This is a genomic window from Citrobacter meridianamericanus, assembly GCF_041320245.1.
Classification (GTDB): domain Bacteria; phylum Pseudomonadota; class Gammaproteobacteria; order Enterobacterales; family Enterobacteriaceae; genus Citrobacter; species Citrobacter meridianamericanus.
The window spans coordinates 2,415,442-2,437,976 of record NZ_CP101036.1 but is presented as its reverse complement, the minus strand read 5'-3'; the positions used below and the strand labels follow the sequence as shown (position 1 = coordinate 2,437,976).

At 52.6% G+C, this 22,535-nt stretch carries 20 protein-coding genes; 9 read left to right on the top strand and 11 right to left on the bottom strand.

What is annotated here, in order from left to right:
* Window positions 1-39: 39 nt before the first annotated feature.
* Window positions 40-1,431 (bottom strand): NarK family nitrate/nitrite MFS transporter, encoded by a 1,392-nt coding sequence (locus tag NMD08_RS11705; protein ID WP_151219395.1) that lies wholly within the window; start codon window positions 1,429-1,431, stop codon window positions 40-42.
* A 336-nt stretch (window positions 1,432-1,767) separates the two neighbouring features.
* On the opposite strand from NMD08_RS11705, the gene narX reads away from it, so the two are divergent.
* The gene (gene narX, locus NMD08_RS11700) at window positions 1,768-3,564 is read left to right on the top strand and encodes a nitrate/nitrite two-component system sensor histidine kinase NarX (RefSeq protein WP_151219396.1); all 1,797 of its coding nucleotides are present in this window, start codon (window positions 1,768-1,770) and stop codon (window positions 3,562-3,564) included.
* Complete coding sequence (gene narL, locus NMD08_RS11695; protein WP_045443652.1) at window positions 3,557-4,207, top strand: two-component system response regulator NarL; 651 nt, start codon at window positions 3,557-3,559, stop codon at window positions 4,205-4,207. The genes narX and narL overlap by 8 nt, the downstream gene beginning before the upstream one ends.
* A 7-nt stretch (window positions 4,208-4,214) precedes the next feature.
* On the opposite strand, the gene NMD08_RS11690 is transcribed toward narL, so the two are convergent.
* Window positions 4,215-5,600, bottom strand: a complete 1,386-nt coding sequence (locus tag NMD08_RS11690; protein WP_210905166.1) for a YchO/YchP family invasin — start codon at window positions 5,598-5,600, stop codon at window positions 4,215-4,217.
* A 175-nt stretch (window positions 5,601-5,775) separates the two neighbouring features.
* On the opposite strand from NMD08_RS11690, the gene NMD08_RS11685 reads away from it, so the two are divergent.
* On the top strand, window positions 5,776-6,129 hold the full coding sequence (locus NMD08_RS11685) for a DsrE/DsrF/TusD sulfur relay family protein (protein WP_151219398.1): 354 nt from the start codon (window positions 5,776-5,778) through the stop codon (window positions 6,127-6,129).
* Between the two features lie 262 nt (window positions 6,130-6,391).
* On the top strand, window positions 6,392-6,637 hold the full coding sequence (locus NMD08_RS11680; RefSeq protein ID WP_003020763.1) for a DUF1883 domain-containing protein: 246 nt from the start codon (window positions 6,392-6,394) through the stop codon (window positions 6,635-6,637).
* A gap of 54 nt (window positions 6,638-6,691) precedes the next feature.
* Here NMD08_RS11680 and NMD08_RS11675 read toward each other — a convergent pair whose 3' ends face one another.
* The gene (locus tag NMD08_RS11675; RefSeq protein WP_151219399.1) at window positions 6,692-7,387 is read right to left on the bottom strand and encodes a gamma-glutamylcyclotransferase; all 696 of its coding nucleotides are present in this window, start codon (window positions 7,385-7,387) and stop codon (window positions 6,692-6,694) included.
* A 402-nt stretch (window positions 7,388-7,789) separates the two neighbouring features.
* Between NMD08_RS11675 and chaA the strand changes: the two genes are divergently transcribed.
* Entirely contained in the window at window positions 7,790-8,890 is a 1,101-nt protein-coding gene (chaA, locus tag NMD08_RS11670) for a sodium-potassium/proton antiporter ChaA (protein WP_003020769.1), read from the top strand.
* 84 nt (window positions 8,891-8,974) lie between these two features.
* Here the strand turns inward: chaA and kdsA are convergent, their stop codons facing one another.
* From kdsA to hemA, 6 genes are read right to left on the bottom strand one after another with little or no spacing between them, the layout of a single operon-like run.
* The gene (gene kdsA / locus NMD08_RS11665) at window positions 8,975-9,829 is read right to left on the bottom strand and encodes a 3-deoxy-8-phosphooctulonate synthase (protein ID WP_003020772.1); all 855 of its coding nucleotides are present in this window, start codon (window positions 9,827-9,829) and stop codon (window positions 8,975-8,977) included.
* 35 nt (window positions 9,830-9,864) lie between these two features.
* Window positions 9,865-10,674 (bottom strand): invasion regulator SirB1, encoded by an 810-nt coding sequence (gene sirB1 / locus NMD08_RS11660; RefSeq protein ID WP_187252325.1) that lies wholly within the window; start codon window positions 10,672-10,674, stop codon window positions 9,865-9,867.
* A 2-nt stretch (window positions 10,675-10,676) separates the two neighbouring features.
* Window positions 10,677-11,069: an invasion regulator SirB2 gene (gene sirB2, locus NMD08_RS11655; RefSeq protein WP_187259580.1), complete on the bottom strand. Its 393-nt coding sequence runs from the start codon at window positions 11,067-11,069 to the stop codon at window positions 10,677-10,679.
* A complete protein-coding gene (gene prmC / locus NMD08_RS11650; RefSeq protein WP_187259579.1) occupies window positions 11,066-11,899 on the bottom strand; it encodes a peptide chain release factor N(5)-glutamine methyltransferase in 834 nt (277 codons plus the stop codon). The genes sirB2 and prmC overlap by 4 nt, the downstream gene beginning before the upstream one ends.
* Window positions 11,899-12,981 carry a peptide chain release factor 1 gene (prfA, locus tag NMD08_RS11645; protein ID WP_151225534.1) on the bottom strand — a complete coding sequence of 361 codons (1,083 nt, stop codon included), beginning with the start codon at window positions 12,979-12,981 and terminating at the stop codon, window positions 11,899-11,901. Before prfA ends, prmC begins: the two co-directional genes overlap by 1 nt.
* A gap of 41 nt (window positions 12,982-13,022) precedes the next feature.
* Window positions 13,023-14,279, bottom strand: a complete 1,257-nt coding sequence (gene hemA, locus NMD08_RS11640) for a glutamyl-tRNA reductase (RefSeq protein WP_151219403.1) — start codon at window positions 14,277-14,279, stop codon at window positions 13,023-13,025.
* A gap of 211 nt (window positions 14,280-14,490) precedes the next feature.
* On the opposite strand from hemA, the gene lolB reads away from it, so the two are divergent.
* The 4 genes from lolB (at window position 14,491) to dauA (ending at window position 19,025) form a co-directional block, all read left to right on the top strand.
* Window positions 14,491-15,114 (top strand): lipoprotein insertase outer membrane protein LolB, encoded by a 624-nt coding sequence (gene lolB / locus NMD08_RS11635; RefSeq protein WP_151219404.1) that lies wholly within the window; start codon window positions 14,491-14,493, stop codon window positions 15,112-15,114.
* Window positions 15,111-15,962: a 4-(cytidine 5'-diphospho)-2-C-methyl-D-erythritol kinase gene (gene ispE, locus NMD08_RS11630; protein WP_151219405.1), complete on the top strand. Its 852-nt coding sequence runs from the start codon at window positions 15,111-15,113 to the stop codon at window positions 15,960-15,962. The genes lolB and ispE overlap by 4 nt, the downstream gene beginning before the upstream one ends.
* Before the next feature lie 266 nt (window positions 15,963-16,228).
* Window positions 16,229-17,176, top strand: a complete 948-nt coding sequence (prs, locus tag NMD08_RS11625) for a ribose-phosphate diphosphokinase (RefSeq protein WP_001518537.1) — start codon at window positions 16,229-16,231, stop codon at window positions 17,174-17,176.
* Window positions 17,177-17,300: 124 nt separating this feature from the next.
* Complete coding sequence (gene dauA, locus NMD08_RS11620; RefSeq protein WP_151225536.1) at window positions 17,301-19,025, top strand: C4-dicarboxylic acid transporter DauA; 1,725 nt, start codon at window positions 17,301-17,303, stop codon at window positions 19,023-19,025.
* 54 nt (window positions 19,026-19,079) lie between these two features.
* Here the strand turns inward: dauA and NMD08_RS11615 are convergent, their stop codons facing one another.
* Together NMD08_RS11615 and NMD08_RS11610 are read right to left on the bottom strand one after the other, a co-directional pair.
* Window positions 19,080-20,543, bottom strand: coding sequence for an aspartate aminotransferase family protein (locus NMD08_RS11615; RefSeq protein ID WP_278238113.1), 1,464 nt, complete (start codon window positions 20,541-20,543; stop codon window positions 19,080-19,082).
* A 15-nt stretch (window positions 20,544-20,558) separates the two neighbouring features.
* Window positions 20,559-21,944 (bottom strand): diaminobutyrate--2-oxoglutarate transaminase, encoded by a 1,386-nt coding sequence (locus NMD08_RS11610; protein WP_370620159.1) that lies wholly within the window; start codon window positions 21,942-21,944, stop codon window positions 20,559-20,561.
* Window positions 21,945-22,535: the final 591 nt, after the last annotated feature.

Sequence of the window (22,535 nt, the reverse complement as noted above, 5' to 3'; positions counted from 1 at the left end):
CTAACGCCGCGCAATGGATAATCAACAGTTACTGCTTTTTTACTTTTTAGAATGACGTCCGTATACCGCCCAGGTGATAACCACACAAGCGACATAGAAGATCAAAAAGACTTTCATCGCACCGACCGGAGAACCGGTTAATGCCAGGGATGTACCAAATGCTTTCGGAATAAAGAAGCCGCCGATCGCACCAATAGCAGAGATAAAGCCCAACGCCGCCGCCGTATCGGTTGCTGCTTCACGCATCGCTTTCTCTTCTGAACCGCCTTCAGCTTTTACTCTGTCCATCGTCAGTTTACGGAAGATAACGGAGATCATCTGGAAGGTTGAACCACTCCCCAGCCCGGCCGTCAGGAACAGCGCCAGGAACACTGCGAAGAAAGCAATGAAGTTGCCTCCGACACCATTTGATGGCAGCGTCAGGAACAATAAGGCACTGAAAATAGCCATCAGCACGAAGTTCACCAGTGTGACACGGGTTCCGCCCAGACGGTCAGAGATTGCTCCACCTGCAGAACGCGCCAAAGCACCAATGAACGGGCCAAAGAAGGCGTAATGCAGGATCTGCACCTCAGGGAATTGCGTTTTCGACAGCATCGCAAATCCAGCTGAGAAACCGATAAAGGAACCGAAGGTCGCCAGATACAGCAGGCTCATAATCCACAAATGCCCGCGTTTCAGCACTGGTAATTGCTCTTTCAGCGAGGCTTTGGAGGTTGCCAGTTCGTTCATACCGAACCATGCGGCCAGCGTGAAAATAGCGAGGAATGGCACCCAAATCCATGCGGCATTTGCCAGATACAACTGCGTGCCATCCGGTTGTGCAACGCCGTGGCTACCGAACGCGGCAAAGATTGACAGTGAAACCACCAGCGGAGCGACCAACTGCATCACGCTGACACCCATGTTGCCCAGGCCACCGTTCAGCCCCAGCGCGCCACCCTGTTTCTGTTTTGGAAAGAAGAAACTGATATTTGCCATGCTGGAAGCAAAGTTCGCGCCGGCAAAACCGCACAACAGAGAGATAATTATAAAGGTACTAAATGGCGTGGAGGTATCCTGCACCGCAAAGCCTAACCATACACAAGGAATGATCAGGATACCGGTACTGAATGCCGTCCAGCGACGGCCACCAAACAGGGGAACCATGAAGGAATACGGTACACGCAGCAACGCGCCGGACACCGAGGGTAATGCCGTCAACATGAACAGTTGTTCGGTAGTGAAATCAAATCCAACTTTCGGTAAATTCACCGCCACGGCGCTAAATAACATCCACACACAAAACGCCAGCAGCAAGCAAGGAACGGAAATCCACAGGTTACGGCTGGCGATTCGTTGACCACGCTGTTGCCAGAAGGCGGGATCTTCCGGCCGCCATTCGGTAATTACAGCTCCAGATGCCCTTTCCGGGGCAGATGAGTGACTCATAGACACCTCTGATACTTGTTTCGATGCCTGCAACATTAGGGTTTACAGCTGGAGGTAAGTTGATATAAATCAAAGGAAAAGGTGTCATTATTCAGGCCTAAAATTTGTCATTACCCTAAGTGAGTACATAACTTAGGTAAAAAATATGTGGTTTTTCACGCCTCTGCCGTCCCCTACTCCCCCTCGTCCATGAACACTCCCCCTGACGGCAATTAAGAGGTAGCCCGTTTGAGGTATGGGTATACTCCAGTGTATCGTCGAGAATAACGCCACTGCCTGCAGCATCGTCATTCAATAAGGTTTTCTGTTCTGTGAAATCCGAAGGAACAAGTCACCATGTTTAAACGTTGTCTCTCTCCGCTGACGCTGGTCAACCAGGTGGCGCTGATTGTTTTGTTGTCCACTGCCATCGGCGTGGCAGGTATGGCTGTCTCCGGCTGGCTGGTTCAGGGCGTTCAGGGTAGCGCGCATGCAATCAACAAAGCAGGCTCGCTACGTATGCAAAGCTATCGCCTGCTGGCAGCTATCCCGTTGGATGCTAATGATCAACCGCTACTGGATGAAATGGAGAAAACGGCGTTTAGTCCGGAATTGACGCGTGCTGCTGAGCGCGACGGACAGCAAACGCAGTTAAAAGCATTACAGGATTACTGGCATACCGAACTGGCACCGGGGCTTTTACATGCGCAGACACCTGATGCGGTCGCGCAGGATGTTACGCGCTTTGTGGTTGGACTGGATAAACTGGTTACCGCCTTTGATCATACTACCGAATTACGTATTGAACGCGTCGTCCTGCTGCATCGCCTGATGGCCATATTTATGGCATTGCTGCTGGTCTTCACTATTATCTGGCTGCGGGTGCGTCTGTTACAGCCCTGGAAACAGCTGCTGATAATGGCGCGAGCGGTCAGCCAGCGTGATTTTACCCAACGCGCGCATATTAGCGGGCGTAATGAGATGGCGGCTCTGGGTTCGGCACTGAATAACATGTCGGAAGAACTGGCTGAGAGTTATGCCGTGCTGGAACAACGCGTACAGGAGAAAACGGCGGGGCTGGAGCATAAAAATCAGATCCTCTCTTTCCTGTGGCAAGCCAACCGCCGTCTGCACTCACAGGTGCCGTTATGCGAACGCCTCTCCCCGGTATTGAACGGCCTGCAAAATTTAACCCTGCTGCATGATATAGAACTGCGGGTCTATGACCTGGAAGATGAAGATAACCACCAGGAATTTACCTGTCAGTCCGATGCCAGTTGTGATGAGAAAGGCTGTCATTTGTGTCCACGTGGGACGCTACCTGCCATTGACGGCGGTATCACACTGAAATGGCGTCTGACCGATACACATACACAATATGGTATTCTGCTCGCCACGTTGCCGTACGGACGCCATCTCAGCCACGATCAACAGCAGCTGGTCGATACGCTGGTTGAGCAACTGACCGCAACGCTTGCACTCGACAGGCATCAGGAGCGTCAGCAGCAGTTGATCGTGATGGAAGAGCGTGCCACCATTGCGCGCGAACTTCATGATTCTATTGCACAATCGCTCTCCTGTATGAAGATGCAGGTTAGCTGTTTGCAGATGCAGGGCGATGCGCTTTCAGATAACTGCCGCGAGCTGCTCAGCCAAATTCGTAATGAGCTGAATGCTTCGTGGGCGCAACTGCGTGAGCTGTTGACGACCTTCCGTTTACAGCTGACGGAACCTGGATTGCGACCCGCGCTGGAAGCCAGCTGTCAGGAATACAGCGCCCGTTTTGGATTTACGGTTAAGCTGGATTATCAGTTGCCGCCGCGTCTGGTCCCTTCACATCAGGCGATTCACCTGCTACAAATTGCCCGCGAAGCCCTGAGCAACGCTCTTAAACACTCACAAGCCAATGAAGTGGTCGTGACGGTGGTGCAAAATGGCAAGCAGGTCAAACTGACAGTACAAGATAACGGCTGTGGCGTACCAGAAAACGCCGAACGCAGTAACCACTACGGTATGATAATCATGCGTGACCGCGCGCAGAGCTTGCGCGGCGATTGCCGTGTACGCCGTCGCGAGACAGGCGGTACTGAAGTTGCTGTCACTTTTATTCCCGAAACAAACTTCACAGAAGTCCAAGGAGATACCCATGAGTAATCAGGAACCGGCAACCATCCTGTTGATCGACGATCATCCGATGCTGCGAACCGGTGTAAAACAGCTTGTCAGCATGGCGCCCGATATCACCGTGGTCGGTGAAGCCAGCAATGGCGAGCAGGGTATTGAGTTGGCAGAATCCCTTGATCCCGATCTGATCCTTCTCGATCTCAACATGCCCGGCATGAACGGTCTGGAAACACTCGACAAGCTGCGTGAGAAATCGCTGTCGGGCCGTATCGTGGTGTTTAGCGTATCCAATCATGAAGAAGACGTGGTTACCGCACTTAAGCGTGGCGCCGACGGCTATCTGTTGAAAGATATGGAGCCGGAAGATTTGCTGAAAGCATTGCAGCAGGCAGCCGCTGGTGAAATGGTGCTAAGCGAAGCACTAACCCCGGTTCTGGCCGCCAGCCTGCGCGCCAACCGTGCAACGTCGGATCGTGATGTCACCCAACTGACACCGCGCGAACGCGATATTCTTAAGCTGATCGCCCAGGGCCTGCCGAACAAAATGATCGCCCGCCGTCTGGACATCACCGAAAGTACGGTAAAAGTTCATGTGAAACATATGCTGAAGAAAATGAAGCTCAAATCACGCGTTGAAGCGGCGGTATGGGTGCATCAGGAACGCATTTTCTGATAATGCATTAACGAGGATCATTTTCCGAAACGTTAATAAACGGTTCGGTCAGTGAGAGCGTGATCTCATTGGAAGAGACACGCTGGCCCAGCTCATCTTCTACCACCACAGACAACCGCCAGCGGTTCATCGCCCCTTCTCTGCTGTCCCATTTTGGCATAATAATTGTCCAGCCCTGCGCGCTTCTGCTATTACTGCCAGCCGTTAAGCTCAACGCCTGGGTATCGCCCTGCCACGTCAGGTGGCGAATCCCATACTGACTACGTACTTGCAATTTCAGCGCCACCGTCTCTCCCCCTTTGAGATCCCACGGTGGCGTGGCCAAAAATACCGACAGGGTTTTACGCTGGCGATATTCCAGCGTCGGCAGATTGTTACGCTGCGGATCGTCATAACGACTGCCGCGCAGCGAACGGCTGTTTGCCACCTCGCTGACCATCAGTTGTTTTTTTAGCGGCACGCCAAATCGGTAATTGAGCGTGAAGCCGAGGTTATTCTGGCTGATGCCGCTTTCACCCTGCTTGTGCTGCGCTGTCACTGTGATCAGCGGCACCGGCGTATAGCTCAGCCCGAGATTCATCGCCACCGGGTTGTGGTACCCGGTGCCCGAATGAAAAAGATCTACCTGGTCGCCAAAATACTGCTCCACACTGATGCTGGTATTAAGGTGTTGGTAAAATGGCATGCGCATTTGCGCGGTCAGATCATAGCCGCGGGCCATCCGTTGTTGCTGGGTCACAGAGCGCTCCTGCCAGGAGGAAAACGGCTGATAATAGTTAGCAGATAAGCGCAAATTTTTGCCCCATACCTCTGCACCGAGACCTCCCCGGGGCAGATTTTCATCCAGCAGGTTGTCATAAAAGGTGTTGTAACCCAGTAACCAACCGTCACGTACCCAGCGCTGCCCAATCCCCGCATTACTGACCAGTCCTTCATCCTGCTGCGTCAGTCCCAGCTGGCTCCAGGTGAGATAACGTTGATTGTCTTGCCACGGGATAAACCAGCTCCCCCGACTCCCGTTAAAACTGCCTTCGTTATCAACCTGCAACCCAACGCTGGCATTTCCCCACACAGAGAGCCAGGATTCCAGTTGCTGATTCACCTGCTCGCTAACCGTATCACGCACCTGACCAAACGCGAACTGCTTCGCCTGTTCACCCGTATCAAGCCCGTTATCGGTCATGCTGGCTTCACCGAACGCTTTGACCATTTCGGCAAAGTGCTTTTCGCCCGCCCGCGACTCCGGTGCCATGCCGAGATCGGGCAAACCATCACTATTGTTATCGAAAGGGTTTTCCGCCTGATGAATGAAAGACGATTGCGCACTGGCAGTACCGCCTGCCAACGGCAAGAGGGAGAATACAGCGAGAGATAAATAAATATTATGGCTCAAATCGTTAGCGGTTTCTTACATCAATTAGCCACAGCGGCATACTTACCTTAAACCATAACGTCTTCAGCATTGATTTTCAGCCCTTCCCACCTTTTTCGGCATTATCCTGGCATCGAGAAAGAGGTGTAACATACGTGTCAGTTATTAACGCTCATATGCAGCAAAAGGAGTAAAAATGCAAAAGATAGTGATCGTCGCGAACGGTGCGGCCTACGGAAGCGAATCGTTATTCAACAGCCTGCGTCTGGCTATCGCCTTGCGCGAACAAGAAGGCTCTCTCGACCTGCGTCTGTTTTTAATGTCAGACGCGGTAACTGCGGGATTGCGTGGCCAGAAACCCGCTGAAGGATACAATATTCAGCAAATGCTGGAGATTCTGACGGCGCAAAATGTTCCGGTGAAACTGTGCAAAACCTGCACCGATGGCCGTGGGATCACGGCGCTACCGTTAATTGACGGAGTGGCCGTCGGTACGCTGGTTGAACTGGCGCAATGGACGCTGGATGCAGATAAGGTATTGACCTTCTGATACAACGTTTTCAGGCAAGCGCACTGAAAGTGTCGATAATTTCCGGATTTAATTGTAGATGGGCGCGGTTTCGTTGAACGTTAGCACGCCCTTTCAACCCTTTTGAGGGATTTTGTCACTTTTGTTTAATCGTTATGCCATTTTTTGATCAAAATCAGCATCCTGTTGCTCCCCCTTTGGTGTTATGCAATGAGTGAAATGTGAACAACATCACGCAGCACTTTCGACAGAAAGTACGTTGTTTTCAAGAACGGGGTGAAAAATGGCATTAGTGAAGGCGAGTTTAAAGTTATTTGGTGGCGATACGGTGGTTGTGCGCTGTTCTGAGCGCTGTCATATCCATTTGATGAGCGAGAAAAATCACGTCAAAGACACGCAGTCCGACATTTTAAGCGTGCAGGATCGTGATAACGCATGGCTGACCGTGCCCTATACGGGCATCTGGAATGTGCTGATCGACAGCCACAGCCAGTCGCTTGAGCATTCGATAAGTTATATTGCAGCCTAAGCGTTAAATGCCCGAAAAGCGTCTGGCTTTCGGGCATTCAGTTCCTGGCGGGGTTCAGGCAAACCCTGGTCGCATAACGCCCTCCGGCAGATTCTCTCCCAACAATCGTTTGACCGTAATCACCAGATCGTTAAGACAGTCATCCTGCATCCCCAACTTAACCAGCTCTTGTTCCAGCGAGAACAAATACTGGGCGTTGGTGCCTAAAGGCCCACTCGCCGCAGCAATAAGCGGAGCGATCACCTGCGCACGCGTGTCTGACTCAAACAGCGGATGGCGCGGATCCATAATGAAGACCAGCGCGTTCACCGTCCGACCATCATCCAGCGCCAACTGGCACCAGGTGGGCAGATAGCATCCGGTTATCATTTCACGCTTCCACAGTAAAGAAAGCTCTTGTTCCAACGACGCGTGCGGTAGGCGGTAGGCTACGCCGGTGGTGCGTCCGCCCTCTTTCAAGGCCAACATGCGTCCAGGCTGACCCGCCGTTCCTCTCCCCGCCGTCAGGCGCAGGCAAAAAGCACGGTGCCAGCCGACTAACGTCCCGGTACAGGACTCATCAAACTCTAAGGCCGGATTCCACATCAACGATCCATAACCGAAGATCCACACCGGTCCATCATCGGGTCGGCAAGCAAGCGTGGCGGCCAGTGAAGCTGCCCGTTGTTCCGCTGACCAGAGTAGTGATTCTTCAATAGCACCAAACGCCGTCTTACAGTCGGCATTCAATAAAAAATCACGCGTTAACACCTTACACCTCCGCCACTGCTGCTTCCGTGCGACAACTTTTTTGACGCCTTCCAGGCTTTTTACTGCTCATTTTGAAACCAATAGCTGGACAATAGGCAATTCGCCGCTCGCTTGCAAGGCAACAAAGCGTCAACGGCACTTTATATCCTCTCGCGTTGCTAAACCCTGCACTATCATTTGTATCAGTACTATTAGCAATTCTTGTTGACGGTAAAATCTAATGCTTTGTTATTTAAATACTCTATAAACAAGATATGCAATTTTGTTCGCTTTGATGCAAAAAATGTTCCATGCCGTAAAATTACGTAAAATCAGATCGGAATTACCGAAAGATCTGTTATTTTTTACATTCTTTAATACTTTTATAATTATAAATACCTGCAGAGATGGAGAATTAGTTCAATGACACAAGTACATGAGGCGGTAAAAACCCGCCACAAGGAGACCTCTCTCGTCTTCCCGATTTTGGCGCTGGTAGTCCTGTTCTTCTGGGGGAGCAGTCAGTCACTACCAGTGGTCATCGGTATTAATGCGCTGGCCCTTATTGGTATATTAAGCAGCGCATTCAGCGTTGTCCGTCATGCGGATGTATTAGCGCATCGACTTGGCGAACCCTACGGGTCACTGATCCTCAGCCTGTCCGTTGTTATTCTTGAAGTCAGTTTGATCTCGGCATTAATGGCGACCGGTGATGCTGCGCCTACCCTCATGCGCGATACGCTGTATTCAATCATTATGATCGTCACCGGCGGTCTGGTCGGTTTTTCATTACTGTTGGGTGGACGTAAATTTGCTACACAGTATATGAACCTGTTTGGTATTAAACAGTATTTAATCGCCCTGTTCCCACTGGCCATTATTGTACTGGTGTTCCCAATGGCTTTACCGGGCGCGAATTTCACGACGGCGCAGGCGCTGTTGGTCGCATTAATTTCTGCGGCAATGTACGGTGTATTTTTGCTGATTCAAACCAAAACCCACCAAAGCCTGTTTATTTACGAGCATGAAGACGAAGGCGACGATGACGACCCGCATCACGGTAAGCCGTCAGCACACAGCAATATGTGGCACGCCGCCTGGCTTATCATTCATCTGATCGCCGTTATCGCCGTAACCAAGATGAACGCCAGCCCACTGGAGACATTGCTGACAGAACTGAATGCACCAGTAGCCTTTACCGGTTTCCTGGTCGCGTTACTCATCCTCTCTCCTGAAGGACTGGGCGCGCTGAAAGCGGTGCTGAGCAATCAGGTACAGCGGGCGATGAATTTGTTCTTCGGTTCGGTATTAGCCACTATTTCACTGACCGTACCGGTGGTGACGCTGATCGCATGGGCAACCGGAAATGATTTAGTGTTTGCGCTGGGCGCGCCAGAGATGATTGTGATGGTTTCATCACTGGTACTGTGCCATATCTCTTTCTCCACTGGACGCACCAATGTGCTTAACGGTGCGGCTCATCTGGCGCTGTTTATCGCCTATCTGATGACAATATTTGCCTGATGAAAAAAGCCGGACCCGACTCAACTTGTCGGGTCCGGCTTTTTATTTCCTTTCGTAGGCCTGATAAGCACAAGCTCTGTCAGCTTAGTTCTCGGTATCCAGCTCGTCGAAGCTTTTCACCAGGTCATCAATGGCTTTAATCTGCGTCAGGAACTGTTCCAGTTTCGCCAGCGGCAGCGCGGATGGGCCATCGCATTTCGCATTGGCTGGATCCGGATGCGCTTCAATGAACAGGCCTGCCAGACCGACTGCCATACCTGCACGCGCCAGTTCGGTAACCTGCGCACGACGCCCACCGCTTGCTGCACCAAACGGATCGCGACACTGCAGCGCATGGGTCACGTCGAAAATCACCGGCGAGTTGCCGGAGACCTTTTTCATCACGCTAAAGCCCAGCATATCCACAACCAGGTTGTCATAACCAAAGTTCGCGCCACGGTCGCAGAGAATAACCTTATCGTTACCGCCTTCATGGAATTTATCCACGATATTACCCATCTGACCAGGGCTTACGAACTGCGGTTTCTTCACGTTAATAACGGCACCGGTTTTCGCCATCGCTTCCACCAGATCGGTCTGGCGAGCGAGGAATGCCGGCAACTGAATCACATCCACCACGTCAGCAACAGGTTGTGCCTGGCTGGCTTCGTGGACGTCGGTGATCACTTTTACGCCAAAAGTCTGCTTCAGTTCCTGGAAGATTTTCATCCCTTCTTCAAGGCCCGGTCCACGGTAAGAGTGGATGGAAGAACGGTTGGCTTTATCAAAGGAGGCTTTGAACACGTAAGGGATACCCAGCTTTTGAGTAACGGTTACGTAGTGCTCACAAATGCGCATCGCCAGATCGCGGGATTCCAGCACGTTCATTCCGCCAAACAGCACGAACGGCAGGTCATTTGCCACGTTGATGTCGCCAATGCTAACCACTTTTTGTTTCATAGGATCGCCTTAAACGGTAGGTAAAGTGTCATTAATCAATGCAATACAATTTGTTTGTGCGAAATAGTATTAATCTGCGCACGAATCATTTCGCTGATCGGGTCTTCCGGACACTGTTCAACGAAATAGCTTAAATCGGTCAGCGCAACATGCTCACACTCCAGCTGCGCGTAGATTAATCCACGGTCGCGTATTTCATACGGGTCTTCAGGATTAAACTGTAATAATGCTTCGCTGGCACGCAGGGCCAGTTCCATTTGCCGCTCTTCCATCAGCGATGATTTCAGCGTGTCCAGCAGTTTGCGGATCACTTCCGCGTTATCCGCTTCATCCAGGTCCTCGTTAAATAACTCCGCAACCGGGCTGATATTCCCTTTCAACCAGACTTCCAGCGTGTGCTCATTTAACGTTTCGCCATTGAACGGATTGATTAGCCACATTTCGCCATCGAGCGATTCAATACGCAGGATGAGTTGTGTCGGGAAAATCACCGGCACCAACGGCAGTTCCAGTCGGTTGGCAATCCATAATAAGATCGCGCCCAGCGACACGGCGCTGCCCTGACGATTTTTCAGAACCTGGTCAAGCCATAGTGCATCAGAAAGACGATAGACGCCGTGGGTGTCCGTAAACCCCCATTCGCCATAAAAAAGTGCCAGCAGTTTTTCCAGTTGCTCATCCTGAGACAGGAGCTGGCTAATTTCTTCTTGCGCCAGACTAACCAGACGTTCCAGTTCGTCATAAACAGTTTGTGTTGGAAAATCCAGACGGATAGTCTCCGACGCCAGGATCATCCCATCACACAATGGCGCTTTATTAAATTCGAAATCAGCTAACGACCTCATGCTTACCCCAGTAACGGTATTTTTGTGGTGGCGAGTTTAATGATGATGTACAGCACCACCAGCGCCAGCGGAAATGCGACTAATCGCGCCTGCTGACTGCGCGCCCGACGATAATCGAGCGCAATAAAACCCAAAACGATGTAAATGATAACCCCAAACAGCTTTTCAGTCAGCCATGTCCCGTGCTCAGTGAATGGCAGGATGTGCGCTTTAAGCATTAACGCCACGCCGCTGAGTAATAAAACGGTATCCACAACTGGCGGCACAATGCGCGTCCAGCGTGCGCAGGCAAGACGTGAGTCGGTGTAACGCCACCAAAAACGCAGCGTCAACAGACCAACAGAAAGCGCAATGCTGATGAGATGGACGTTGAGTAACACTCTGAAGGAACTCATGATGGAAGGCGTCCAAGCGTAATTCGCTCGTTGCCGCCATAGTCACGGCAGGTTTCAACTGTCTGGTAACCGGCATGAGTATAGGCGTCGCGGACGGCCTGTCCCTGCTGCCAGCCGTGCTCCAGCAGCAGATAACCGCCGGGCGTTAGCATTTGTCGAGACTGGTCAATGATATGCACGATATCCGCCATTCCCTGCTCGCCCGCCACCAGTGCCGATAGCGGCTCAAAACGTACATCGCCCTGCTCGAGGTGCGGGTCTTGTTCGTCGATATACGGCGGATTGCTGACAATCATGTCAAACTGCTGCCCCTGCAAAGCACTGAACCAGTCGCTTTGCAGCACGCAAACATTGTCGATAGCCAGATGCTGTTTGTTGCGGGTTGCCAGTGCTACAGCATCGGGCATGCGGTCAACCGCGGTCACCGCGCAATCCGGACGCTCGGTTGCCAGCGCCAGCGCAATGGCGCCCGTACCGGTTCCCAAATCGAGAATACGACACGCAGAGGCAGGCAGACGAGCCAGCGCCTGCTCAACCAGACACTCGGTATCCGGACGTGGAATAAGCGTAGCCGGAGACACAAACAGCGGCAGCGACCAGAACTCGCGCACGCCGGTCAGATGTGCCACAGGCTCCCCCCGCTGACGGCGTTCCAGTAATGTATCGAGCCGCTGACGCTGCGCCTCGGTTAACACCGTTTCGCCAAACGCCAGAATAAAGGTGCGCCCCTTACCGGTCACAAACTCGAGTAAAATCTCGGCGTCACGGCGCGGGCTTTCGCTTGCCTGTAATTGGCTTATCGCTTCACGCAGCCAGTGCTGATAATCCATTAATCCTGCTCGGACAATGCCGCCAGTTGGTCAGCCTGATATTCCTGGACAATCGGCTCAATGAGCATATCCAGTTTACCTTCCATCGCTTCATCCAGACGGTAGAGCGTGAGATTAATGCGGTGATCGGTCACGCGCCCCTGCGGGAAGTTATAGGTACGATTGCGATCGCTGCGATCGCCGCTGCCTAACAGGTTACGACGTTCAGAGGCTTCCGCCTGCTGGCGTCTCGCCACTTCCGCAGCACGAATTCGCGCCCCCAGTACCGACATCGCTTTCGCTTTGTTTTTATGCTGTGAACGTTCGTCCTGGCACTCAACCACAATACCGGTCGGCAAGTGAGTAATACGGATAGCGGAGTCGGTGGTGTTAACGTGCTGACCCCCTGCGCCGGATGAGCGGAAGGTATCAATACGCAGATCGGCCGGGTTGATGTCCGGCAGTTCTGCATCCGGTAGTTCCGGCATGACCGCAACCGTACAGGCAGAGGTGTGAATACGGCCCTGTGATTCCGTCGCCGGAACACGCTGCACGCGATGACCGCCTGACTCAAATTTCAGTCGGCCGTAAACGCCTTCGCCGCTAATCTTGGCAATGACTTCTTTATAGCCGCCGTGCTCGCCTTCACTGGCGCTCATGATCTCTACCCGCCAGCGACGCGCTTCAGCATAGCGGCTGTACATGCGGAACAGATCCCCCGCAAACAGCGCCGCTTCATCACCACCGGTTCCCGCACGCACTTCGAGGAAGGCGTTACGTTCATCATCGGGATCTTTAGGTAACAGCAGTACCTGCAGATGCTGTTCCAACTGTTCGCATTTCTCTTTTGCTTCGCGCAGTTCATCCTGCGCCATTTCACGCATTTCAGGATCGTTGAGCATCATCTGAGCGGTCTCGATATCTTCCTGAACCTGTTGCCAGTCCGTAAAACAGCGGGATACATCGCTTAATTGGGCATATTCGCGCGACAGTGCACGAAAGCGTTCCTGGTCTGCGATAGTACCCGCATCACCGAGCAGCGCCTGAACTTCTTCATGGCGTTCATGCAGGGCTTCCAGTTTGGCAACGATAGAAGGCTTCATAGGCGTAAATGCACCCTGTAAAAAATAAGATTGGTGTGCTGCTACTCCAGCCCGAGGCTGTCGCGCAGAATATTCAGGCGTTCACTATCCCCGTCACGGGCGGCCTGTTGAAGTGATTTGGTTGGTGCATGAATCAGGCGGTTGGTCAGTTTCCAGGCCAAATCCTGCATAATGGCTTGCGCATCACCACCCTGTTGAAGAGCGGCCAGCGCTTTGGCGGTCAGTTCATCACGGATCTGTTCTGACTGACTGCGGTACTCGCGGATTGTGTCACTTGCGCCCTGAGCGCGTAGCCAGGCCATAAACTCGCTGGTTTCCTGCGCCACAATCGTTTCGGCTTCCACGGCTGCCGCTTTGCGCTGCGCCAGGTTATGCGAAATGATGCTTTGTAGGTCATCAACGCTATACAAATAGGCGTTGGACAACTTACCCACTTCCGGCTCGACATCGCGCGGTACGGCGATATCCACCAGCAGCATAGGTTGGTTACGACGATTTTTAAGCGCACGCTCCACCATTCCTTTGCCGATAATCGGCAGCGGGCTGGCGGTGGAGCTGATAATAATATCGGCATCCTGTAAACGCGCGTCGATATCACTCAGCGAAATCACCTCTGCGCCGACTTCATCAGCCAGCACCTGCGCACGCTCGCGCGTACGGTTAGCGATGATCATCTTCTTCACTTTGTGCTCGCGCAGGTGTCGCGCCACCAGTTCGATGGTTTCGCCAGCGCCGACGAGCAACACGGTTACCGTAGAGAGCGATTCAAAGATCTGCCGCGCCAGTGTACAGGCGGCAAACGCGACGGACACGGCGCTGGCGCCGATGTCCGTTTCTGTGCGTACACGTTTAGCGACAGAGAATGATTTCTGGAACATGCGCTCCAGTGCGCTGGCGTTCAGATGGCCTTTTTGCGAGTCCGCAAAGGCTTTTTTCACCTGCCCCAAAATCTGCGGCTCACCGAGCACCAGCGAATCCAGGCCGCTGGCGACACGCATCAGATGACTGACGGCGTCGTTGTCCTGGTGCCAGTACAGGCTATTGCGCAGGTCTTCTTCATTGAGATTATGGTATTCGCACAGCCAGCGAACCAGCGCTTCTTGCAGGTTATCCTGCTCTTCAACGCTGAGATACAGCTCCGTGCGGTTACACGTCGACAATACCACCCCGCCCTGCACCATTGGCTGCGCAAGCAGGCTGTCCAGCGCCTGATCGAGCGTATCCGGCGAAAACGTTACGCGTTCTCGCAGCGATACAGGTGCCGTTTTATGGTTAATACCAAGCGCTAAAAGGGTCATGTCTGCGGGAATAGTACCAGCGTTGATAAGGTTAGACTGGGTGCATCATACAGGATGCGTGCGGTCAATAAAAGAGACTGACCCCTTTTGGAGTAATAGCTTAGTGCACAAATTTAAGCGAATTAAGATAACTTGAACGTAGACGATGTCTGATGGTGGCGCTAGCATTAAGCGTTATAACTGCAACGTATCTCAAGGATTTGTCATCATTATGACCCTGCCTGATTTTCGCCTGATTCGCCTGCTGCCGCTGGCGGCCCTGGTTCTTACTGCCTGTACGCTCAACGCGCCGAAAGGTCCTGGCAAAAGCCCCGACTCTCCACAGTGGCGACAGCACCAGCAGGAAGTACGCGCCCTGAACCAATATCAGACGCGCGGTGCGTTTGCCTATATTTCCGATCAACAGAAGGTGTATGCCCGCTTTTTCTGGCAGCAAACCGGACAGGATCGCTATCGCCTCTTGCTGACCAACCCGCTGGGCAGCACTGAACTCGAACTCAATGCGCAGCCGGGCAACGTCGAGCTTGTCGATAACAAAGGTAAGCACTACACCGCCGACGACGCCGAAGAGATGATTGGAAAACTGACCGGCATGCCTATTCCATTGAACAGCTTACGCCAGTGGATCCTGGGACTGCCGGGAGACGCCACCGATTATAAACTCGACGACCAATATCGTCTGAGTGAAGTGAACTACAGCAAAGACGGTAAAAACTGGAAAGTGGTCTATAGCGCCTACGACAGCAAAATCCAGCCGGCGATGCCGGCGAACATGGAACTGTCCGATGGCTCCCAGCGTATTAAGCTGAAAATGGACAACTGGATTGTGAAATGATGACCCGTTGGCCCTCTCCGGCAAAACTGAATTTGTTTTTATACATCACCGGGCAGCGTGCGGACGGTTACCATACGCTGCAGACGTTGTTCCAGTTTCTGGATTACGGCGACACGATAGATATTGCGCTGCGTAGCGACGATGAAATTCACCTTTTAACTCCGGTGGAAGGCGTTGCGCATGAAGACAACCTGATCGTCCGTGCGGCGCGTTTGCTAATGACGACGGCATCTGAAAGCAATCGCCTTCCCAAAGGAATCGGCGCGGACATCAGTATCGAAAAGCGCCTGCCGATGGGCGGTGGCCTCGGCGGTGGTTCATCAAATGCGGCGACCGTTCTGGTGGCGCTGAATCATCTCTGGCAGTGCGGACTTTCCGTGGATGAGCTAGCGGCGATCGGCCTGACGCTGGGGGCGGATGTTCCTGTGTTCGTACGCGGTCATGCGGCTTTTGCCGAAGGTGTGGGAGAAATTCTGACGCCGGTCGAGCCGAAGGAAAAGTGGTATCTGGTTGCTCATCCGGGAGTCAGCATTCCAACGCCGGTGATTTTTAAAGATCCCGACCTCCCGCGTAATACGCCAAAAAGGTCAATAGAAACGTTACTAAAATGTGAATTCGGCAATGATTGCGAGGTTATCGCAAGAAAACGTTTTCGCGAGGTTGATGCGGCGCTTTCCTGGCTGTTAGAATACGCGCCGTCGCGCCTGACTGGTACAGGGGCTTGTGTCTTTGCTGAATTTGACACTGAGTCTCGTGCTCGCCAGGTGCTTGAGCAAGCCCCGGAATGGCTCAAAGGCTTTGTGGCGAAAGGCGTCAACCTCTCCCCATTGCAAAGAGCGTTACTCTAAATCCTTCGGGTTTCAGGAAGATGGCGAAATGACGAGTCGCCAGGAGCATACAAACGTATGTCACTGGTGCGAGGAATTGATGCCAGCGCACATGAAACGTGAAGGATACCGAGTAAGCCGGGCAAGCTGAGTTGCGGTGACAACGTCACCCTGTTCCAGACGTTGCATCGCGCTCTTTAATACACCGCATGGAGAGGATTCTGCCCGGCCCGCACAGTTTTCGGCAGATTCTTTCCACCAATGGACGCATGCCTGAGGTTCTTCTCGTGCCTGATATGAAGCTTTTTGCTGGTAACGCCACCCCGGAACTAGCACAACGTATTGCCAACCGCCTGTACACTTCACTCGGCGACGCCGCTGTAGGTCGCTTTAGCGACGGCGAAGTCAGCGTACAAATCAATGAAAATGTACGCGGTGGTGATATTTTCATCATCCAGTCCACTTGTGCCCCTACTAACGACAACCTGATGGAATTGGTCGTTATGGTTGATGCGCTGCGCCGTGCTTCCGCAGGCCGTATCACCGCCGTTATTCCTTACTTCGGCTATGCACGTCAGGATCGTCGCGTACGTTCCGCTCGTGTTCCGATTACCGCTAAAGTCGTCGCTGATTTCCTGTCCAGCGTTGGCGTTGACCGCGTCCTCACCGTTGACCTGCATGCTGAACAGATCCAGGGCTTCTTCGACGTACCGGTTGATAACGTATTCGGTAGCCCGATCCTGTTAGAAGACATGCTGCAGCTGAATCTGGACAACCCGATTGTGGTTTCTCCGGATATCGGTGGCGTCGTGCGTGCCCGCGCTATCGCTAAACTGCTGAACGATACCGACATGGCTATCATCGACAAACGTCGCCCGCGTGCGAACGTTTCTCAGGTGATGCACATTATTGGTGACGTTGCAGGTCGTGACTGCGTACTGGTTGATGACATGATCGATACCGGCGGTACGCTGTGTAAAGCAGCAGAAGCACTGAAAGAACGTGGTGCAAAACGCGTTTTTGCTTACGCAACCCACCCGATCTTCTCAGGTAATGCGGCAAACAACCTGCGCAACTCTGTGATTGATGAAGTCGTTGTCTGTGACACCATTCCACTGACTGACGAAATCAAAGCATTGCCAAACGTGCGTACATTGACCCTGTCGGGTATGCTGGCCGAAGCGATTCGTCGTATCAGCAACGAAGAATCCATCTCTGCTATGTTCGAGCATTAATCGAGCCCGGCTCAAAAACCCGCTGCGGCGGGTTTTTTTATCTGTAATATTTATTTGTATGACTTTTGCCTCCTTCACCTGCCATTCAGTTGACAGATGATGCGCCCATGGATGAAACATTATTGTGAACAGATTATTTTCCTCACATGTGATGCCTTTCCGCGCCCTCATCGACGCTTGTTGGAAAGAAAAATATACTGCTTCCCGCTTTACCCGCGACCTGATCGCCGGGATAACGGTTGGGATCATTGCCATTCCACTGGCGATGGCGCTGGCAATAGGCAGTGGCGTTGCTCCGCAGTACGGCCTGTATACCTCAGCCGTCGCTGGGATCGTTATCGCCCTTACCGGGGGCTCGCGCTTTAGCGTATCTGGCCCTACCGCCGCCTTCGTGGTGATTCTGTATCCGGTGTCGCAACAGTTTGGACTGGCAGGCCTGCTGGTTGCCACGTTAATGTCCGGGATATTCCTGATCCTTTTCGGCCTCGCCCGCTTTGGCCGCCTGATCGAATATATTCCGCTGTCTGTGACATTAGGTTTTACCTCGGGTATTGGTATCACCATCGGTACCATGCAGATTAAAGATTTTCTCGGCCTGCAAATGCCCCATGTTCCAGAGCACTATTTGCAGAAGGTTGGCGCGCTGTTTATGGCCTTGCCGACCATCAACGTGGGTGATGCCGCGATTGGCGTAGTAACACTGGGGATCCTGATTTTCTGGCCACGTCTGGGTATCCGATTACCGGGACACCTTCCTGCACTGCTGGCAGGCTGCGCAGTGATGGGGATCGTGAACCTGACCGGCGGCCATGTCGCCACCATCGGATCTCAGTTCCACTATATTCTGGCCGATGGCTCGCAAGGCAATGGTATCCCACAACTGCTGCCGCAGTTGGTTTTACCGTGGAATATGCCAGAATCAAACTTTACCCTTAGCTGGAGCTCGTTACAGGCGCTGTTACCGGCAGCCTTCTCGATGGCAATGCTCGGGGCAATCGAATCTCTGCTGTGCGCTGTCGTCCTCGATGGGATGACCGGCACCAAGCATAAAGCCAACAGCGAACTGATTGGCCAGGGTCTGGGCAATATCGTCGCCCCGTTCTTTGGCGGTATCACTGCCACGGCGGCAATTGCCCGTTCAGCGGCAAACGTCCGTGCCGGAGCGACCTCGCCAATTTCTGCGGTCATCCACGCAATTCTGGTGATCCTCGCCCTGCTGGTGCTTGCGCCACTGCTTTCCTGGTTACCGCTTTCCGCCATGGCCGCGCTGTTGCTAATGGTGGCATGGAACATGAGTGAAGCGCATAAAGTGGTGGATCTGCTGCGTCATGCGCCAAAAGACGACATCATTGTCATGCTGATGTGTATGTCGCTGACGGTGTTGTTCGATATGGTTATCGCCATCAGCGTCGGTATCGTTCTCGCTTCTCTGCTGTTTATGCGCCGTATTGCCCGCATGACGCGTCTGGCACCGGTCAACGTAGACGTACCGGATGATGTGCTGGTGCTGCGCGTCATTGGCCCACTGTTCTTTGCCGCTGCGGAGGGATTATTTACCGATCTCGAGTCGCGTATTGCAGGTAAACGCATTGTGGTGCTGAAATGGGACGCCGTCCCGGTACTGGATGCCGGTGGTCTGGACGCCTTCCAGCGCTTTGTCAAAAAGCTGCCTGAAGGCTGCGAACTGCGGGTATCTAACCTGGAATTCCAGCCGCTGCGTACCATGGCTCGCGCAGGTATTCAGCCGATCCCCGGGCGTCTGGCATTCTTCCCGAATAAAGACGCCGCGCTGGCGGACATCAACGGACGTCTATCCCGGCTAAGGGAAGCGCCGCAAGGCCATAAATGACAGACAAAAAAATGGCTCCCGTAGTGGGAGCCATTTTTATAACAAGCTTATTGCTTACGCTTTCAGCAACTTTTCAGCCGTTACCTTAACGCTGGCCAACAGGACTTTCACATCCTCCAGACACACCGTCGGGTTCAGCAGCGTCAGCTTCAGGCAGGTGATGCCATCCGCTTCAGTCACCCCGACGTTGGCGCTCCCCGAAGCCAGCAGAACGTCGCCAATACGTTGGTTCAGTAGTGCAACGAACGCCATATCGTCGCTTTCAGGACGGAAGCGGAACAACACGCTTGCCAGTTGCGGCTCCATCACCAGTTCCAGGTGCGGCTGAGTTTTGACAAACTCAGCTACATCGCGTGCCAGCGTTACGCCATTATCAATGATTTCGGCATACTGCTTTTTGCCCAGCGCTTCGAGCCCCATCCACAGCTTCAACGCATCAAAACGGCGCGTGGTCTGCAGCGACTTCGACACCAGATTCGGCACGCCAGCTTCTTCATCGAAATCAGAGTTCAGGTACGCCGCCTGATAGCGCATCAGTTCATAGTGGCGAGCATCTTTTAACAGGAACGCGCCGCAACTGATGGTCTGGAAGAACTGTTTGTGGAAATCCAGAGTGACAGAATCTGCCAGCTCAAGGCCGTTCAGGAAGTTGCGATACTTCTCAGACAGCAATAACGCCCCGCCCCAGGCTGCATCCACGTGCAACCAAATCTGATGCTCCGCCGACAACGCCGCGATATCCGCTAACGGATCGATGGCGCCTGCATCGGTGGTCCCTGCGGTGGCAACAATCGCCATCACCTGCTCGCCGTTCGCTTTCGCCTGGGCCAGCTTATCTTTCAGGTCAGCCACATCCATGCGGGAGAACGCATCGGTCTTCACCTGGGTCACTGAGCGGTAACCCAGCCCCATCAGCGCCATGTTCTTCTGCACGGAGAAGTGAGCGCTTTCTGAGCAAAACACTTTGATTTTGCTCAGATCGCCGATCAAACCATCCTGCTGAATGGAATGACCCTGGCGTGCAAAGAAAGCATCACGCGCCAGCATCAGGCCCATCAGGTTACTCTGAGTGCCGCCGCTGGTGAACACGCCGGCGTCGCCCGCCGCATAGCCCACCTGCTCGCGCAGCCATTCGATCAATTTGATCTCAATGATGGTGGCGGATGGGCTCTGGTCCCAGGAGTCCATGCTCTGGTTAGTGGCGTTGATCAGCACTTCCGCCGCCTGGCTAATCACCAGGCTCGGACAATGCAGGTGCGCCACGCACTGGGCATGGTGCACTAACAGGCTGTCTTTCAGAAAGTATTCAACCGCACGCTCAATAGCGGCCTGGTTGCCCAGGCCCTGAGACGTAAAATTCAGGTTGATGCGTTCGCGCAGCTGTTCAACGGTTTTGCCCTGATACATCTCAGGCTGCTTCAACCATTCAACCACCGCTCTCGTACTCTGCTCGATAGCATCCTGATAGGCTGCGATGCTTTGCGCCGAGCCGGACAGAATCGGGTTTAGGTCTGACATTCGATCCAACTCCGTTTAAACCGGCTTAATGCCAGCGCCCAGCAGGGCGTTTTCGAATTTATCGAGGAAAATTTCCAGCTCAGCGTTGGTGATCAGCAGTGACGGCAGCAGACGCAGCACGCAACCGTTGCGACCGCCGCGCTCCAGAATCAGGCCATTTTCGAAGCATTTTTTCTGCAGCAGCGCGGATAGCTCGCCATCGGCCGGGTAGCAGCCCATGTGATCCTGCGCTTCCTTCGGCTTAACGATTTCAATACCAATCATCAGACCCAGACCACGTACATGGCCAATCACCGGGTAGCGTTTCTGCAGGTCAGCCAGCTTGCCTTTCAGCCACTCGCCCTGGGCAGCCACTTTATCGGCAATCTTGTCGTCTTTGAGGATTTTCAACGTTGTCAGGCCGGTCGCCATCGCCAACTGGTTGCCGCGGAAAGTACCGGTGTGGTGCCCTGGTGCCCATGCATCGAATTGTTTTTTAATACCGAGAACCGCCAGTGGCAGACCACCGCCAACCGCTTTGGACATCACGATGATATCTGGTTCGATACCGGCGTGTTCGAAGGCGAACAGTTTACCGGTACGCGCGAAACCAGCCTGTACTTCATCAATGATCAGCAGAATGCCGTGTTCCTGGGTCACTTTACGAATACGCTGTAACCACTCGACCGGAGCCGGGTTCACGCCGCCTTCGCCCTGCACGGCTTCGAGGATCACGGCAGCCGGTTTACGCACGCCGCTTTCAACGTCGTTGATCAGGTTTTCGAAGTAATAGGTTAATGCTTTAACGCCAGCCTCGCCGCCGATACCCAGCGGGCAGCGGTATTGATGCGGATACGGCATGAACTGCACTTCCGCCATCATGTTGCTGACGGCTTCTTTCGGTGACAGGTTACCGGTCACAGACAGCGCGCCGTGAGTCATCCCGTGGTAGCCGCCGGAGAAGCTGATCACGCTGGAACGACCAGTCACTTTTTTCGCCAGCTTCAGGGCCGCTTCAACGGCATCTGCACCGGACGGTCCGGTGAACTGCAGGCAATATTCTTTGCCCTGGCCCGGTAATAAAGACAGTAAATAAGATGAAAATTCATCTTTTAACGGGGTAGTAAGATCGAGCGTATGTAACGGTAAGCCGCTTGTGATGACACTTTGAATGCTCTGCAGCACTTCAGGATGATTATGACCAAGCGCCAGGGTTCCGGCACCTGCCAGGCAATCAAGATATTGATTATTTTCTACGTCGGTAATCCAGACGCCCTGCGCTTTAGCAATCGCCAATGGCAGTTTACGTGGATAGCTGCGGACATTAGATTCAAACTCAGCCTGTCTTGCTAAAAAGGTATCATTGCTCTGTGGTAATGAATTAGCACTTAAAGTATCAATACGGACTTTATCCGTCATCATATCACTCCTACAACCAGGTGTAGATTAACGCCTGATTGAATAAATGGTTATAAGGATTACCTGTAAAAAAGCGCGGCTAATATATGTTGTTTTAGCTTAGGACTCAATCATTTATTTTTAGACGTCTCAAATAATCACTTTCCCCTTAAATTTCAATATGTAAACCTCTCCAACCATTACTAAATCCTAAACAAATATAGCTATTTAATTAACAATGCCGTAGCCAATTGCAACGCATACGATGTTATAAAAACCATGGGATTTTCATGTTTTTATTATTTTTTTACACGTTTTTACCATTAATGATGTACGCACTTTCTTGTTACGACATGATTTTTCACTTATTTGCCGATAAATCGAATAAAAAAGTCGATCCCTTAATATAAATCACTTAGTATGGCGCGCTTATTTACAGGCTATGTAAATAAAATTAATGCGCAGCACCCGGTAACGCGTACAGGCGACACGTGTTATCGACAACAGGAATTCCCTGGGTTGTCAGCAGAAATGTTCGCGGGCGGACATTTCGTAAGGTGAACATCGTTCCCTTATGCCGAGAATGAAAATTTTCTAGCCATACTTTTATGGCGC

Bases quoted from the DNA above. Each gene is read 5' to 3' on its own strand.
- lolB (WP_151219404.1), top strand. From the start codon at position 14,491: ATGACCCTGCCTGATTTTCGCCTGATTCGCCTGCTGCCGCTGGCGGCC.
- NMD08_RS11705 (WP_151219395.1), bottom strand. From the start codon at position 1,431: ATGAGTCACTCATCTGCCCCGGAAAGGGCATCTGGAGCTGTAATTACC.
- sirB1 (WP_187252325.1), bottom strand. From the start codon at position 10,674: ATGAGGTCGTTAGCTGATTTCGAATTTAATAAAGCGCCATTGTGTGAT.
- narX (WP_151219396.1), top strand. From the start codon at position 1,768: ATGTTTAAACGTTGTCTCTCTCCGCTGACGCTGGTCAACCAGGTGGCG.
- NMD08_RS11685 (WP_151219398.1), top strand. From the start codon at position 5,776: ATGCAAAAGATAGTGATCGTCGCGAACGGTGCGGCCTACGGAAGCGAA.
- NMD08_RS11680 (WP_003020763.1), top strand. From the start codon at position 6,392: ATGGCATTAGTGAAGGCGAGTTTAAAGTTATTTGGTGGCGATACGGTG.
- kdsA (WP_003020772.1), bottom strand. From the start codon at position 9,829: ATGAAACAAAAAGTGGTTAGCATTGGCGACATCAACGTGGCAAATGAC.
- narL (WP_045443652.1), top strand. From the start codon at position 3,557: ATGAGTAATCAGGAACCGGCAACCATCCTGTTGATCGACGATCATCCG.
- ispE (WP_151219405.1), top strand. From the start codon at position 15,111: ATGATGACCCGTTGGCCCTCTCCGGCAAAACTGAATTTGTTTTTATAC.
- prfA (WP_151225534.1), bottom strand. From the start codon at position 12,981: ATGAAGCCTTCTATCGTTGCCAAACTGGAAGCCCTGCATGAACGCCAT.
- sirB2 (WP_187259580.1), bottom strand. From the start codon at position 11,069: ATGAGTTCCTTCAGAGTGTTACTCAACGTCCATCTCATCAGCATTGCG.
- NMD08_RS11615 (WP_278238113.1), bottom strand. From the start codon at position 20,543: ATGTCAGACCTAAACCCGATTCTGTCCGGCTCGGCGCAAAGCATCGCA.
- chaA (WP_003020769.1), top strand. From the start codon at position 7,790: ATGACACAAGTACATGAGGCGGTAAAAACCCGCCACAAGGAGACCTCT.
- NMD08_RS11610 (WP_370620159.1), bottom strand. From the start codon at position 21,944: ATGATGACGGATAAAGTCCGTATTGATACTTTAAGTGCTAATTCATTA.
- hemA (WP_151219403.1), bottom strand. From the start codon at position 14,279: ATGACCCTTTTAGCGCTTGGTATTAACCATAAAACGGCACCTGTATCG.
- prmC (WP_187259579.1), bottom strand. From the start codon at position 11,899: ATGGATTATCAGCACTGGCTGCGTGAAGCGATAAGCCAATTACAGGCA.